Annotated in this window: 11 protein-coding genes; 5 read left to right on the forward strand and 6 right to left on the reverse strand. The window is 71.5% G+C overall.

What is annotated here, in order from left to right:
- Nucleotides 1-104 precede the first annotated feature (104 nt).
- From RKD23_RS36990 to RKD23_RS37000, 3 genes are all read left to right on the forward strand, one after another.
- Nucleotides 105-773: a hypothetical protein gene (locus tag RKD23_RS36990; RefSeq protein WP_424857722.1), complete on the forward strand. Its 669-nt coding sequence runs from the start codon at nt 105-107 to the stop codon at nt 771-773.
- Nucleotides 774-1115: 342 nt separating this feature from the next.
- Nucleotides 1116-2162, forward strand: coding sequence for a M4 family metallopeptidase (locus tag RKD23_RS36995; RefSeq protein ID WP_424857723.1), 1047 nt, complete (start codon nt 1116-1118; stop codon nt 2160-2162).
- Nucleotides 2163-2354: 192 nt separating this feature from the next.
- Nucleotides 2355-3425, forward strand: a complete 1071-nt coding sequence (locus RKD23_RS37000; RefSeq protein ID WP_424857724.1) for a WD40 repeat domain-containing protein — start codon at nt 2355-2357, stop codon at nt 3423-3425.
- A 99-nt stretch (nt 3426-3524) separates the two neighbouring features.
- On the opposite strand, the gene RKD23_RS37005 is transcribed toward RKD23_RS37000, so the two are convergent.
- The gene (locus tag RKD23_RS37005; protein WP_424857725.1) at nt 3525-6179 is read right to left on the reverse strand and encodes a hypothetical protein; all 2655 of its coding nucleotides are present in this window, start codon (nt 6177-6179) and stop codon (nt 3525-3527) included.
- Between the two features lie 315 nt (nt 6180-6494).
- Complete coding sequence (locus RKD23_RS37010) at nt 6495-8003, reverse strand: FAD-binding oxidoreductase (protein WP_424857726.1); 1509 nt, start codon at nt 8001-8003, stop codon at nt 6495-6497.
- A gap of 285 nt (nt 8004-8288) precedes the next feature.
- On the opposite strand from RKD23_RS37010, the gene RKD23_RS37015 reads away from it, so the two are divergent.
- Together RKD23_RS37015 and RKD23_RS37020 are read left to right on the forward strand one after the other, a co-directional pair.
- Nucleotides 8289-9281 carry a phosphotransferase family protein gene (locus RKD23_RS37015; RefSeq protein ID WP_424857727.1) on the forward strand — a complete coding sequence of 331 codons (993 nt, stop codon included), beginning with the start codon at nt 8289-8291 and terminating at the stop codon, nt 9279-9281.
- Nucleotides 9282-9544: 263 nt separating this feature from the next.
- A complete protein-coding gene (locus RKD23_RS37020; RefSeq protein WP_424857728.1) occupies nt 9545-11560 on the forward strand; it encodes a glycosyl hydrolase in 2016 nt (671 codons plus the stop codon).
- Here RKD23_RS37020 and RKD23_RS37025 read toward each other — a convergent pair.
- From RKD23_RS37025 to RKD23_RS37040, 4 genes are all read right to left on the reverse strand, one after another.
- Nucleotides 11547-12044 carry a hypothetical protein gene (locus tag RKD23_RS37025; RefSeq protein ID WP_424857729.1) on the reverse strand — a complete coding sequence of 166 codons (498 nt, stop codon included), beginning with the start codon at nt 12042-12044 and terminating at the stop codon, nt 11547-11549. The two genes, RKD23_RS37020 and RKD23_RS37025, sit on opposite strands and share 14 nt — an antisense overlap.
- A gap of 12 nt (nt 12045-12056) precedes the next feature.
- A complete protein-coding gene (locus tag RKD23_RS37030) occupies nt 12057-12425 on the reverse strand; it encodes an ArsR/SmtB family transcription factor (protein ID WP_424857730.1) in 369 nt (122 codons plus the stop codon).
- A complete protein-coding gene (locus tag RKD23_RS37035; RefSeq protein ID WP_424857731.1) occupies nt 12422-12868 on the reverse strand; it encodes an SRPBCC domain-containing protein in 447 nt (148 codons plus the stop codon). The genes RKD23_RS37030 and RKD23_RS37035 overlap by 4 nt, the downstream gene beginning before the upstream one ends.
- A gap of 93 nt (nt 12869-12961) precedes the next feature.
- A complete protein-coding gene (locus RKD23_RS37040) occupies nt 12962-14392 on the reverse strand; it encodes a lipase family protein (protein WP_424857732.1) in 1431 nt (476 codons plus the stop codon).
- Between the last annotated feature and the right edge of the window lie 205 nt (nt 14393-14597).

Below are 14597 nucleotides of genomic sequence, written 5' to 3' on the forward strand. Positions count from 1 at the left end.
TCGCCTCGTCAGGAGCACTCCGATCTGCGGGCTTCCAGAAACGCCACCGCGACGACTACCCGAGGGGCGGTCGCGGACCTCGCGATCGGCCAGGGAAGTGGAGCATGAAGAAGCCGACCCGCAACACAGTCGCGTTGACCACTGTGCTCGCCGCCGTGCTGGTGACAGCGTCCTGTGCCGCAAAGACTGAGCCGCGGACAGCCCACCCGTCAGCCGGCAGGACATCCGCCGGCAGCCGCCCGCTTCCGCAGAACCGGCCCTGTCGAGCCGGAGAATTCCGCTGGGGCAAAGTGACCGAGCACGACACGCTTGCAGCGGTGTCCGACCCCCAGGAAGTGCACATCCCGGCGGGAAAGACGGTCACGTCGACGTTCAACCTCGTGCCGCTGCGCACGCTGAAGGCGTCTGTCTACCCGTCACTCCCACACGGTGCAGTGGACGAGCAGGCGGCCGTCGACTCCCTTGCGCAGCTGACCGGGCTGGATCTGATGAAGGTCGGCACCACGTTCACCCTCACAGAAGGGGACAAGACCCTCACCACCTCATCGGGCAAGTTCGACGGCGTGCTCGTGGCCGTGGTGGGCGTCGACACGGTCGAAGCGCCTTTCGTCTACGCCTGCGACGCCTCCGGCCGGGAAGCAGTACGGGGCACCCTCACCACATGGTCGCCGGCCATGTACTCCGCGCTGTTCAAGTGTGGGATCCGCGAGAACCTGTCAGAAGTCGAGCTCGAGGCCGAGGCTCTGCTGTGCGGCGGGAAGAGCGGCGCCTGAACGGACGGTGATGTCTGCTCGGTGGGTGAGTCGCCATACCGTGCCGCCGCCACCGTGGGCGTGAGTCAGGCGTAGGTGAGCCGACGCTCCGGCGAGTCCGGGATCCGCGGCCACCCCGCTCCGACACGGGGCGTTCGGGGACCCCGGCCGGAACTCGCTCAGCGCAGCGTCAAGTGGCGCAGCACAGCCCACGCTGCCCGGGCGTGTACGCCGAAGCGGACACCGCCATCCCTCGCTGCGCCGTGCTGTTTGCCATGGACCTGGTCAAAAGCGGGGTTGGTGCGCGAAGATCGCGCCGCATCACACCACCGCATCCACGCCACCTACAACCGGAGGATGTACATGGCTCACCGCACACCCCGCGGTCTGCTCGCCGGGGCGACCGCCACCGTGGCCCTGCTCATGACGGCCGGGGCGGCTTCCGCCACTGCGACCGCCCCCGCAGCGGCCGGCCCGCAGGCCCGCGTCTTCATGGTCAACCCCGTCCAGTCCTCGGGCGACCAGACCCTCACCGACGGCAAGGACGCCGCCGACGCGGTTCCCGCGACCGCCTACGCGACCGTCGCGCTGCGCAACCTGGACGGCAGCGGCGGGCTCTCCGGCCGCTGGGCCTCGGTCCGCTCCGACACCGGCGCCTCCGCGCGGCTCGCCGACGCCACCTCGTACGACCGGCACGACGACCAGTTCGAGCAGGTCATGGCGTACTTCTGGGTCAACGAGGCGCAGGAGTACCTGCAGGGCCTCGGGTTCGGCAGCGAGCTGCCCGGCGCCAACGACCGGGTGCAGCCGGTTCGTATCAACCAGTGGGGCGCCGACAACTCCTTCTTCACCGACAAGAAGGCGGAGATCCGCTTCGGCAAGGGCGGTGTGGACGACGCCGAGGACGCCGAGGTCGTCGTGCACGAGTACGGCCATGCCGTGCACCACGCCCAGGTGCCCGGCTTCGGCACCTCCCTGGAGGCCGGCTCCATCGGCGAGGCGTTCGGCGACTATCTCGCCGTCGCTGTAGGCGAGCATGCCGCCGCGCGCTACGGCTGGCCGCTGAAGGCCGACGTCGCCTGCGTCGCCGACTGGGACTCCGTCACCTACAGCGACGCCCCGCACTGTCTGCGCCGGATCGACTCCGACAAGACGTACGCGGACCGGGTCGGCGAGGTCCACGCCGACGGCGAGATCTGGTCCCGAGCGCTGCTCGACATCCGCACCGCCCTCGGCGCGCGCGTCGCCGACCGGATCATCGTCAACGCCCAGTTCGGCTTCGCCCCCGACACCAGCTTCTCGGCGGCCGCGAACACGACGGTGGCGACGGCGCAGAAGATGTACGGCAAGAGCGCGGCGGACACCGTCCGTGCCGCGTTCCAGGCCCGGGGCATCCCCGGCGTCGCCTGACACACGACGTCCCGGAGGCGGCGGGGCTGTCGCCTCCGGAGGCGCCCTACCGCGCCCTTGATACGCCAAATGAGGCATTGACCCCACAGCGCCCTCGCGGTGCATGCTTGTGGACCTCCGGTGGGGAGCCGGAGGACAGACGTGCGAGGGGGGAAAATGAGGGGAAACGCGAACCGGAGAACCACCAGTGGTGTGCGCATCGCCTTGACCGCGGCGGTCGCGCTGTGCGCGGTCACGGCGGTGCTGCCCGGGGGCGCCTCGGCCGATGACACGGCTGCGGCGGACGACGGCGGAGCCGGTGTCGAGAGGGTCAGTGTCGCGCCCGACGGTACCCAGGCCGACGACAACTCCACCGGCGCCTCGATCACGCCCGACGGCAGCCATGTCGTGTTCTCGTCGTCGGCGACGAACCTCACGCCCGACGACACCACGAGAGGCGTCAGGGTGTTCGTCCGCGACCAACTGGCGGGGCAGACCGCGCGGATGGGCTCCCTGGCCCCTGTCCAGCCCCCGGTGATCAGCGGTGACGGGGCATACGTGGCCTATCCGGTGCAGTGGTTCAACGACGTGCGGATCCGCCAGTACCAGGTGAGCACGGGCAGGACGGTCTCCGTCGACTGCTGGCCCAGCTGCAACCAGCCGTCGCTGAGCGCGGACGGCCGCTACACCGCCTATGCCGTCCTCGTCAGGCAACCCTCGCCGGGCCAGCGCATCGAGGTCGTGGACTGGCAGACCGGCGCAAAGCAGACCGGCGCCACCTTGGGCCACACCCTCGCGTCCAAGCCGTCCATCAGCGGTGACGGCCGCTACGTCGCCTACCAGGACGGCGCGGCGCAGGACGTCTTCGTGTGGGACCGGACCGCCGGCACCACCTCCGGCCCCATCGAGGGCCCGTCCCAGGCGGCGACACTCGTCCAGCTCAGCGACGACGGCAGCAAGGTCGTCCACCTCTCGGGCGCCGACACCTACGTCAGCGACACGAGCTCGGGCACCACCCAACTCGTGCCGAACGTACGGGGCGTGGCCATCGATCCCACCGGCCGTTACCTTCTCTACGCTCCGAACGACACGAACGGACCGTCGCTCGTCCTGCGCGACCTGCAGACGGGTACCGACGAGACCGTGTCGAACCAGCCCGCTTCGGCCGGGACCGACGCGGTCAGCGCCGATGGGCGTGAGGTGGTCTTCCAGTCCGCGGCCGACGACATCGTGCCGGGCGACACCAACGGCAAGTCGGACGTCTTCGTCCGCCGCTTCTCCTGATCGCCGTTTGGCTGCCGTACCGCGCCCGCGCCGGAGAGGGTGCGGGAAGGGCCCGTCGTGCCGGACGACGGGCCCCTTTCCCCGGATTTTGGCCGATGGTCAGAGGGCCGGGCCGAAGGTGCGGTTCACTTCCGCGATGCGCTGGGCGTGGTAGCGGATGCTCGGCTGGATGTCCCGGGCGTCCGGGGGCAGTTGGCGGGCCTGTGCGGCGATCTGGTTCTTGGCGTCACCCGGGGCGGGGGTCACGAGGCCGACCACGGGGCCGGTGACACCGGCCGCGCCGAGTACACGCAGCCCGCCCTTCTCGTCGCGCAGGCCGTTCAACTCGCCGCCGGGCCCCGGCAGCCTGACCAGCTTGACCTTGCCGAGCAGCGCGGCGGGCCCGCCGGGGTAGCCGGCTTCCTGGCCGATGGTGTAGACGATGCGATCGCAGAGCACGGGCTGCGCCGGGATGGTGGTCCCGCTGGGGGCGACGGTCCAGAAGCGGTGGTCGGTCGTGTACTGAAGGGTGGTGGGCAGGGCGGTCGTGCGGATGGCCTTGTGCCACACGTCCAGGGAGTAGGCGCCGATGTGCGGCAGGGTGTTGCGCCGGTTGTAGCCGCCGCCGGTCATGAAGCTCAGGTCGGTCAGCAGGGCCTGCTTCTTCTCCTCGTCCTGCTCCCGGTCGTACCGCTCCTTGAGATCCTTCGGGTCGACGGCGCCGGCGGGCCCGCGCGGGAAGTCGCCGAGCGGCAGTCTCGCCCGCCTGGCACCCCAGATCACCGTCCGCCGGTGGCCGGTGGCCTGCTCGACCTCGGAAGCGCCGCCGGCGCCGCCACCCACCACGAAGACGGTGTCGGTGGGCCCGTAGGCGTCGGCGGTGTTCTGTCCGCCGTACTGCACCCGGTGCGCGCGGACCAGGGCGTCGAGGCGACGGCGTACCTCAGGGGCGACGGGCGGGCGTGGCGGCCGGCCGTCAGCGGTCCGGACGACGGCACCGGTGACCGGGTTCACGGACAGGCCCGAGGCCTGGTCGTCGAGATACCGCGGGTCACGGAAGTCGAGCTCGGGGCCCGGCCTGAAGCCCAGGCGACGGCGGAGCCCCGCGTCCAGCCCCTGCGGATCGACCGGCGTCCCCTCCGGGTCGAACACCTTGGCACTGTCCGGATCGACCGAGTAGCGGGTCGTGGGATCGATCACGCGGTACTCGGTCGGGCGGCCCTGCGGGTCGAGGAGAAACGGCGGCCGGACGTTCTCGAGTGTGTCGCCGGCTCCCCTCATGCCCAGCAGCCAGGCCGTCTGCTCCGGGAGCGGACCTGACCACGGCCGGTCCGCGGGGTCGAACGCGTGGGGCCTGCCGTCCTGCCCGAACTCGACCCGGTAGCCGGTCCTCGGGTCCTTGAAGGTGCGGCCGGCGAGGACGCTCTTGTCGGTGTCGGGGATCCGGGGCGGGCCGAGCCCGGTCACCAGGTCGACCGTCCCCGCGTAGATGTGACGCCGGTCGACGGTGGTGAGCCGGTACCCGGCGCCGGTCGGCCAGTCGGCCGTGTCGGTGGCGTCGGCCCGGGCCTCGACGCGCGCGAGGTCGGCCTGGTAGGTGGGCATTCCGGCCAGCGCTCGGGCCACCCCTACGGCGCGGCCGAACGCCTGGGAGGTGACGAAGTCCGTCCGGTCCAGGGCGAAGTCGTTGGGCTGGAAGGGGGCTTCGGGGAGCTCCATGTCCATGGCCGGCTGGGTGAGCCGGAAGTCCCCCAGATTGTCGACCACACCGGGACCGGCAGCCATCGCGAGCACGGGCGGCATGGCCCCGTCCTGCCGGGCGGCGGACGGCTCGAGGGTCAGGTAGTCGACGACGCCCGCCCAGCCCCCGCCCGCGACCACGTGGGGCACCACCCGGTTCTGCGTGAACTCAGCGTCCAGGGCGGGCTTCAGCTGCTGGTCGGCGCGGGTCCGGCGGGTGATCAGCTGATCGCTGCGCGCGCGCAGGTCGGCCCGCTCACAGTCGCGTTCCCGGCGGATCGCCGCCAGGGTGTCCTGCCCCGGCTGCTGCCCGGCCAGTTCCAACACCCGTTCCACGGCTGCTTTCGCCGCCGGGTCGAGGTCCTGGAGCGTGGCGATCCGGGCCGCGGCGGCCTGGCGGCCGGCCAGTGGGCGGTTGCCCTCCATGGAATGGGGCTGGGTGGTCCCCTCGTCGAACAGGCCCATCGCGGCAGCCGCGCCCAGCGCCACGGTGTTCTCGGCGCCACCTGCCTCGGTGAGCGCCTTCAGTGCTTCGACCCTGCCGGTGTCCCGCGGGCTGAGCGGGAAACGCCCGGTCACGTCCACGGTGGTGAGCAGACCGTCGATCAGGCCGCTGGTGACATCCTTTCGTTCCTCGCGCGCCCGGTCGGCCGCCACGACTGCCAGCTCGGTCAGCCGGGCGATCACGGCCGTACGGACCAGGTCGGGGGCGGCCTGGTCGGAGACCCGCACCACCGCGGCCCAGGGGCTCCTGAAGTGCGCCATCGCCACCGGCGCGTACGGCAGTCCGCCGGACGGCATCCGGACGGGCTCGACGCGGACCAGCACGGACCGCGGACCGGCGGGCAGCGTGACCGTGCGGTTCTGCGGGTCGGCGGTCGCCCCTTCGGGCAGTGGGCCATTGGCCAGAAGGGAGGTGATGGCGCGTCGGGCGCCCGTCGGGTCGGGCCGGTCGAGCTCCTTGCCGCCGAAGTCGACACCGGCCGCCGCATGCCGGATCGGGCCGGCCCGCTCACAGGTCAGGGCCCGTGCCATGACCGGCCTGTTCCGACCGGCCGCGACGAACGGCGTCGCGGCCGTGGGCGACGCCAGCGCGGGCACCGCGAGAACCGCGCTCAGCAGGCAGCAAAGGGAAGCGGTCCGGACCCTCGGCCGGACCATGTGCCGCATGGACACCCGTGTCTCCTCACACATCCGAGCGGCCGGACAGGCAGCCCGACCATGACTCGGCGTCATGATTCCGTCACGGAGCGTGTACAGGCAAGCGTGACGGAACGGCCACGTCGTCCCGGCACTTCCATTGCGGCCGAACGAGTCAGGCCCCGCGGGCGTCGCGCGGGGCCGGCGTCATCAGGCGTCAGGACGGCCGACGGCCTGCTGGTAGCGGAACAGCCCGGCCGGGTCGTAGCGTCGTTTGACCGCAACCAGGCGGCGGTAGTTGGAGCCGTAGTAGGCGTGCTGCCAGTCCTGCAGGTCCGGGTCGGGGAAGTTGACGTAGGCCGCGCGGGTGTCGAGGCGGCGGCCGAGCATGTGATGGGCGGCGCGAGTCTGTTGCAGGAGCGCGCGGACCTCGGCGGGCGGGGCACCGGGCTTCCAGTGGGTGCCGATGTCGATCACGAAGGTCGCGCCGCGATGCGGATAGGCCGTCTCGTCCGGACGCGGAGCGGCGCTGTCGCCGCCCATGGCGAACAGGGTCACATAGCCGCTGGCCCGGCCGGGTCCCGGCTGCCAGCCGCGTGTCCAGTCGGCGACGGCGGCCACCGTGTCGGGGGTCGGCCACCGGTCGGGGACGAGGGACTTGGAGGCGTAGGCCTCCGCCGCTCCGACGGGTTCCATGAGGTAGTCCTGTGCGGACCAGAATCCGCGCTCCTCGATGAAGGTCCGGTTCGGCCGCAGGCGCCGCAGGGGCGTGAACAGGCGGCGCAGGGCGTCCTCGCCGCCGAGCCGCTGCCCGAGCAGCCACAGCGAGGTGGTGCCGTCACCGGCGTGCTTGAAGCCGATCCGTACGTCGAAGTCGTTGCCGCGGTCCGCGTCGAGGATGTGCCGCAGCTCCTCCATGACCTCGACGCCCGCGTCCAGATCGAAGGTCAGGTCGAACACGGTGGCGCGCAGCCGGGCGACGGACACGGCCTCGAAGACGAAGCCGGTGTTGATGCCGAAGTTGCCGCCGGCCCCGCCCCGGCAGGCCCAGAACAGGTCGGCGTTCTCGTTGTGGGCCGCGCGTACCAGCGTCCCGTCGGCGAGCACGACCCGGGTCTCGGAGAGCCGGTCGCAGGTCAGACCCCACTTGCGGTCGTTGAACCCGAGCCCGCCGCCGAGGGTGAGCCCCGCGACACCCACTCCCGGGCAGCGCCCACCAGGGAAGTAGAGGTTGGCCGCACGGGCCGCGTACACGTCCGAGTTGGTGGCACCGCCCCCCAGGCGCAGCCGCTGCCCGTGCGGGACCACCGACTTCAGCGCGCGCAGACTGATCACCAGACCGGGAGTGGTGGAGTAGCCCGCGTAGTTGTGCCCGCCGGAGCGAGGCGCGAAGGGAACGCCGTGTTTGGCGCACCACCGGATCGCCGCTGCCACGTCACTCTCGGTCGCGCAGGCGAGGATGCCGGCCGGACGGACGGATGCGTAACGCCGGTTGTCGGGCGTCGCCCGTGCCGCGTACTCCGCGGCCCCCGGGCGGTAGAGGCCGGCGCCCGCACTGAGGTTCCGCCTCAGTTCACGCCACGCGGCCGGCTCGACGCCCTCACCTGCCAGGAGCGGCCGGGCGGCGGCGCCCGCACCCCCGCCGCTCAGTCCGATCAGGCCCCCGGCGGCCACGACAGCCGCTCCCGTGCGCAGTACTTCTCGTCGGCCGGTCTCCACAGGCGAACCCCTTCGCGATGAGCTCGGGCACCGGGCAGCGGGCCCGGGCACAAGCAGTTGAGGCCCTGGTCGACGGGCCGCACCCACGATGAGGGCACACCGGGACCGTCACACACCGTGACACCGAAGAATGACGGCGATTCACGCGAACGGAGCGAGACGTCCAAATGCTCGGCGCGTGCTGACCAGCGGTAGCAGGTGAGCTTTCCGTGTCTGGACGAGCCGACAGGAGCCTCGGCATCATGGGAGCGCTCCCCAGGCAGCCCCTTCCAGAAGAGAGCCTTCATGCAGAGCCTCACCAAGCGTCGGATGTCGCCGGACGAACTCGACATGCTGCTGCGTACCTCGACAGGCAGCGGCTGCCGGGTGGAGAGCGAGCTGACCGACGGCTGGTTCAACACCGCATACCGGGTGCTGCTCGACGACGGCCGGCCGGCCGTCGTGAAGCTCGCTCCACCGGCCGACGCGGCGGTTCTGCGGTACGAGCGGGGCATCATGGCGACGGAGGCGATGGTCTACCGCCGGATAGCGGCCCTGCCGGAGCCAGGCGTTCCGACTCCCGCCCTTTTCTACGCGGGAGAGGAGTTCCTCGCCCTCTCGGTGCTCTCCGGCACCCCCTGGGACCAGGCGACCGCACACCTGTCGCCCGACACCGAGGCGGCGCTGCGCCGGGACCTTGGCGCGATCACCGCACGCCTGCACACCCTGACTCCGGACGACGGCCGTTTCGGTTACCCGGCCGCCGAGTCGGGGCTCAGCGCCTCCAGTTGGCGAACGGCCTTCACCGACATGGTGGAAGCGCTGCTGGACGAGGCGGTGCGTTGGCGGTCCCCGCTCGACGTGTCACCCGACAGCATCCGGGCACTGGTCGCCGAAGGCGCGTACGCGCTGGACGAAGTCACTCAGCCCCGGCTGGTCCACTTCGACCTGTGGCCGGGCAACATCTTCGTCGACGCCCCCGGCTCCGGCGGGTCCGCCCGGATCAGCGGACTCATCGACCACGAGAGGGCGTTCTGGGGTGACCCGGCGGCCGAGCTGGTCTCCTTGGCCTTCGGCGGCGACACCGGACCGGAGAGCGACCTCGTCCTCGGCTACCTCGAGGCCGGCGGCTCCCTGGCCTTCACCCCGGCCCTCCACCACCGCCTGGCCCTGTACCGCCTCTATCTCGGCCTGCTGCTCGTCGTCGAATGCGGGCCTCGCGGCTACGGCGCCGACCATCTGGCCCACTGCCGCCGCACCCTCGGTGAGAGCGTCACCGGCCTTCAGGCCTTGGGGTAGGCGTCGGGGCGGGACGAGACCGACATGAAAAGGCGCTCTCCGCAGGCAATTCACTAAACCGGTTACTTAACTCCCGCAACAGCGTAGACAACGTTGTCGCCATTCCGGCACAGTCGGCAGCACGACCGCACCACAGGCCATAGGAGCGGGCGCGCCGGGAGGCCCACGAGCTGAACGTCAGTGCGGGGTGCGCGGTTGTGCGTTCCGGGCCTGCGGTGAACCGCCTTCCGTCGCGAGAGCCGGCCACGTCCAAGGAGACAGCCATGCACAGACCTGCCGTGAACCGCCGTTCGTTCGTCCTCCTCGGCGCCACGACCGCCATGGCGGCGGGCGCCGGGGTACCCATGGCCTCGGCGGCGACCCCGACTGCGGTGCCGGCCGGCGCGCCGATGCCGGTCCGGATCGTCGACGACAAGGCGACGGCCGCGACGCGCGCGCTGTTCGCGTACCTGATGCGGCAGCAGGGCAGCGGCATCCTCTTCGGCCACCAGCACGCGCTGTCCTACGGCGTCACCTTCACCACGCAGGACGGCAAGTCGTCCGACACCAAGGCGGCGGTGGGCGACCACCCCGCGCTGTTCGGCTGGGACACCCTGATCCTCGACGGCGACGAACGCCCGGGCAGGAAGGACGCGACCGAGGCCGAGAACATCGCGGCGCTCAGCCTGTGCATCCGTCAGGCGGACGCCCTCGGCGGGATCAACACGCTCAGCGCCCATATGCCGAACTTCGTCACCGGCGAGAACTTCTACGACACGTCCGGCCGCGTCGTCAGCCAGATCCTCCCCGGAGGCGCCAAGCACACGCAGTTCAACGCCTTCCTCGACCGCATCGCTAAAGCGGTCAAGGGCGCACGGCGGCCGGACGGCACCCTGATCCCCGTCGTCTTCCGGCCCTTCCACGAGAACAACGGCGGCTGGTTCTGGTGGGGCGCCGGCCACACCACCTCGGCGGAGTACGTCGAGATCTTCCGCTACACGGTCGAATACCTGCGGGACACCAAGCACGTACGCAACCTGCTCTACGCGTACTCGCCCAACTCCAGCTTCGGCGGCGACCCGGCCGGCTACCTGAAGACCTACCCGGGCGACGGTTACGTCGACGTCCTCGGCTACGACGCCTACGACAACTCCGCCGGGTCGGAGGCCTGGTTGGAGAGCCTGGTGCAGGACCTGGCGATGGTGGTCCGCCTGGCCGAGGAGAAAGGCAAGGTCCCGGCTTACACCGAGTTCGGCGAGAGCGGGGAAGAAGGCCGTGACCCGCAGTGGTTCACGAAGCTGCTGGGCGCCATCGAGGCGGACCCGCTGGCCCGCCGGGTGACCTACATGGAGACCTGGGCCAACTTCGGGGGCAGCACCCGCTCCTACGTGCCGACCCCGGGCCACGCCCTGCACGCGGACTTCGTCCGCTACGCCCAGGACCCCTACACCGTGTTCGCGAGTGACCTGCGAGGCGTGTACGCCGCGCGCACCACCGCCGTCCGCAACGCCCCGTTCATGCACCTCGTGACCCCCACGGACCGGCAGCGGCTGACGAGCGCCGAGGCCACCGTCCGGGTGCGGGTCACGCATGCGTCGGCGAGCAGGGTCACCTACTCGGTCGACGGCGGACGTGCCCGGCAGCTCCGCCTCGACGCAGACGGCTTCCACTGCGGTGACTGGCCGATCGACCCGTTCTGGCTGGACAACCGGTCGGTGACCCTCTCGGTGGACGCCCGGGTGAACGGCAGGACCCTCACTGACTCGGCCCTCGTCCTCCTCGGCGAGGTCGCCCCCCTCCCTGCCGGATGGGTCGACGACTTCGAGGGGTACGCCGGGGACGACGCCACCCTCAGCGAGGCCTACAGCCACGTCAACGCCAACACCACGACCCTGTCGGCCGACCACAAGGCCTCGGGCTCGTACGGCCTGGCCTACTCGTACGACTTCAGCAGCGCCGGATACACCGGCATCGGCAAGACCGTCGACGCGGACTGGACCGCCTTCTCCGCGCTGGTGCTGTGGCTGCAAGGCGACGGTTCGGCGAACGGCGCCACGCTGCAGATCGTGTCCGACGGCGCCTACTTCGAGTACAACGTCCCCCTGTCCGACACGACCGGACGCGAAATCCGGGCGCCCTTCAGCGAGTTCAGGCCCGCCCCCTGGGACACCGCGCACGCGGGCGAGGTGCTCGACGCGGCCCACCTCGCCAAGGTGGCGACGTTCAACCTGTACCTCGGCCACGGCAGCGGCGGCCCGGCCGAGGGTGTGGTGTACGTGGACAGCATCAGGGCCGAATGACCGCCGCTGTTCGTGACGGCCCGCGGTCGAGCGCGAGGAGTTGTCGCGTGTGCTCGGGTACGTGGTTGTCGGCCAGGCCCTGGACCAGGGCTGCCAGCGGGACCGGCTGGTCCAGGAGGACCGTGTCATTGGACAGCAGCAGCGACGGTACGAGGACCGAGGCGGCTTCCTCGCTGAGCCGGTCCGCGATGGTGCACAGCAGGTCGGCCTGACCGCGGACGTGTGCGATCAGGTCCGCCCGTCCCGAGTGCTCGGCGACGATCCGGCGCAGGTTCCGGTGGTCGAGGCAGATCCGGTTGTCGAAGGCGGGGCGGGCACCGGCGACCACGCTCAGGGCGACCGTCGCGATCGAGGCGTCGACGCTCAGGAGATGAGCCAGGATCAGGTCGGCGTTCCAGCCGCCGTCGGGCGGCTCGCCGAGGTCGGGGAGGGCCGCCGCGTCGAGGAGTGTGTCGTAGGCGTCCCGCAGTGGTGCCGTGTCCATGAACTGCTTCTCTCAGCCGGGGTGTGCGGGATCGTCCGGGTCCTGTTCCGCCGCCTCGGCGATCCGTTTGATGCGCGCGAGCCGGCGGTCCCACTCGGACGCGAGCGAGGCCATCCAGCGCGCGGTCGTGTCCAGCGCCGCGGGACGCACCGCGTAGCGCACCTCGCGTCCGACCCGGCTCGCCGAGACCAGTCCTGCGGTGTCCAGGACGGCGAGGTGCTTGACCACGGCCTGCCGTGAGACGGGAAGCTGCCCGGCGAGGGTCGTGGCGGTGGCCTCGCCGTGCTCGGCGAGCAGGTCGAGCAGCCGGCGCCGTGTCGGGTCGGCCAGGGCGCCGAGGACGCTGTCGACGGACTCGGCGCCGGGTCGTTCTTCCGTCATGCCGCGGGCTGTTCGGCGCGCGACTTGAGCGCGTCGAGCTCCAGGGGCCAGCCGGCGCTGTGGTCCTTGTGGTTCTGGCTGCGCAGTTCCTGCGAACCTGCCAGCGCGGCGAACCCGCTCTCCACGACGCGCAGCCGCGTCCCGTCGCCCTCCGGGGTCAACGTGAACTCCACCAGGGTGGAGTTGTCCTCGCGCAGTTCCTCGCCGGGGAAGGCGCTGGTCCAGCGGTACGCCAGGTAGGTCGGCGGCTCGACCTTCTCCACGCGCACCGGGAAGTCCCCGTGCTCGGGGTTCTTCGCCACCATCGTCTCGCCCTCCCTGGCCACCGTGCCCGGCAGGCTCGCCTTGTCGGCCACCCAGAACCCTGGCTGGGCGACCAGCGTCCAGACCCGCTCCAGGGGCGCCGAGATCAGGGTTTCGCGCTCGATGCGGTCCTCGCTCATGACGGGCTCCTCGAATGTCGTCGTCAGGTGCAACTTCAGAGTTGCACATCGAGAAGTGATGTGCAACCTGAAGGTTGCGCGACATGGGGAGCGTCAGGGCTGCAGCGGCATCGTCCAGCAGTTGGAGGTGACGGCCTTGCCGGAGAGCCGGTCGCTCAGCCAGGCGATGGCGTCGCCCTGGTCGGTGAGGAGCGGCACCAGGTGGTTGGTGAGCAGCCCGTCGCCGAGGTCGGGCAGGTTGATCGCGTCGTAGGTGACGTCGGCGCCCTTGCGGCACCAGTCCACGGCCAGTTGCCTCGCCTGGGCGTGCGGGACGATGTCGTCCTGGACGCCGGTCGCCACGCGGACCGGGCTGGTCGGCTTCAACCGGCCGATGCGCTGGCTGTCGAGCACGGCCCGGAGCTTCGGCTCCCCTGCGACGATGTCGGTGACGGACCTGCCGCTCGTGGTCCAGGCGGTGCTCTTCTCGAAGGCGTAGCCGAAGATCGCGTCACCGACGCACATCGTGGACAGGTCGCGCAGGGCGGCCTTGCCGGCGGCGTTGAGGTGGGCGTCGGCGATGGTCCGCAGTTCGGGGTCGGACTGGAGGAAGCCGTTGAGCGACCAGCCCAGGGCGCCTGCCAGGGCGCTGCCGTCGATCCCGTCGACGACCTCGGACAGATTCGCCGGGGGAGCACCCACGTAGGCGCCGGCGAGCTTGAGTTCCGGGGCGTACGTCGGCTGGAGTTCGGCGGCCGCCGCGCTGGCGCCGCCGCCCTGGCTGTAGCCGAAGAGGCCGACGGGGGAGTCGGCGGTGACGGACGCCCCGGCGACCGAACGGGCCGCGCGTGCGGCGTCCAGCAGGGCGTGTCCGCCGTCGAGGCGGTTGACGTAGGTGTGGAGCCGGTCGGTCGCGCCGAGCCCGGCGTAGTCGGTGACGACCACCGCCGCGCCGGAGGCGAGCAGCCGGTAGATCGCCAGGTCCTCGTAACCGACAGATACGGTCTCGCCGTTCAGCACGACGGGGTGCTCCAGACCCATGGAGGCGGCGCACTGGTCGCCCTGCCCCATGGTGCCGGGCGCCACGGCCACGAGCGGGCGCGGACCGGTGCCTTTCCATGCGGTCGAGGGCTCGATGTAGGCGCCGGTCACCGCGACGGGGCCGCCGCCCGAGTCCGTGGACTTGTACATCAGGCGGGTCGCGGTGCCCGGCAGCGGACGGCCGTCGAGGCCGGGCAGGCTCAGGGCGAGCCGAAGCGGTTCGGTGCGGACGAGGGCGCCGTCCGCCGAGGGCAGGGTGGCGGGCGGCTGGTAGAAGGCGGGGATGGGGACGCCCCGCGAGACCACCTCGTCCGCGGCGGTGGCGCCGGTCGTGGCGATGCCCTGCGCGGTCAGGCAGGCCAGGGCCGCCAGCGCGGTGGTCAGGGCGCGGCCACGGCGGGGGAGGGCCGGTCTGCGGCCTGCCGGGATCAAGGGTCCCTGCGGGCAGGAGCGTTCCACGGCAGGCGGGTCCGGCTGGTCGGTGGTGGCGCGGGGTGGGGTCATGCGGCTCACTCCCTGCTTCGTCGGAAGGCGCGGCGATATCGCCGGGCGGCGTCGGCTGCGCGGCGCCGTGGGCTGTCGAGTGCTCAGGCAGTCCTGAACGGGGGCGGGCTGACTGTCGATCGGTACGGACGGCCTGGTCGCACGCCGTCGGCCTTGCCCGGTGGGGCGGCCGGCGCGGCTTCAGGCGGCTGTCGTCGCCGTGCGC

Source organism: Streptomyces sp. SAI-170, assembly GCF_049739565.1.
In the GTDB taxonomy this organism is placed as follows: Bacteria; Actinomycetota; Actinomycetes; order Streptomycetales; family Streptomycetaceae; genus Streptomyces.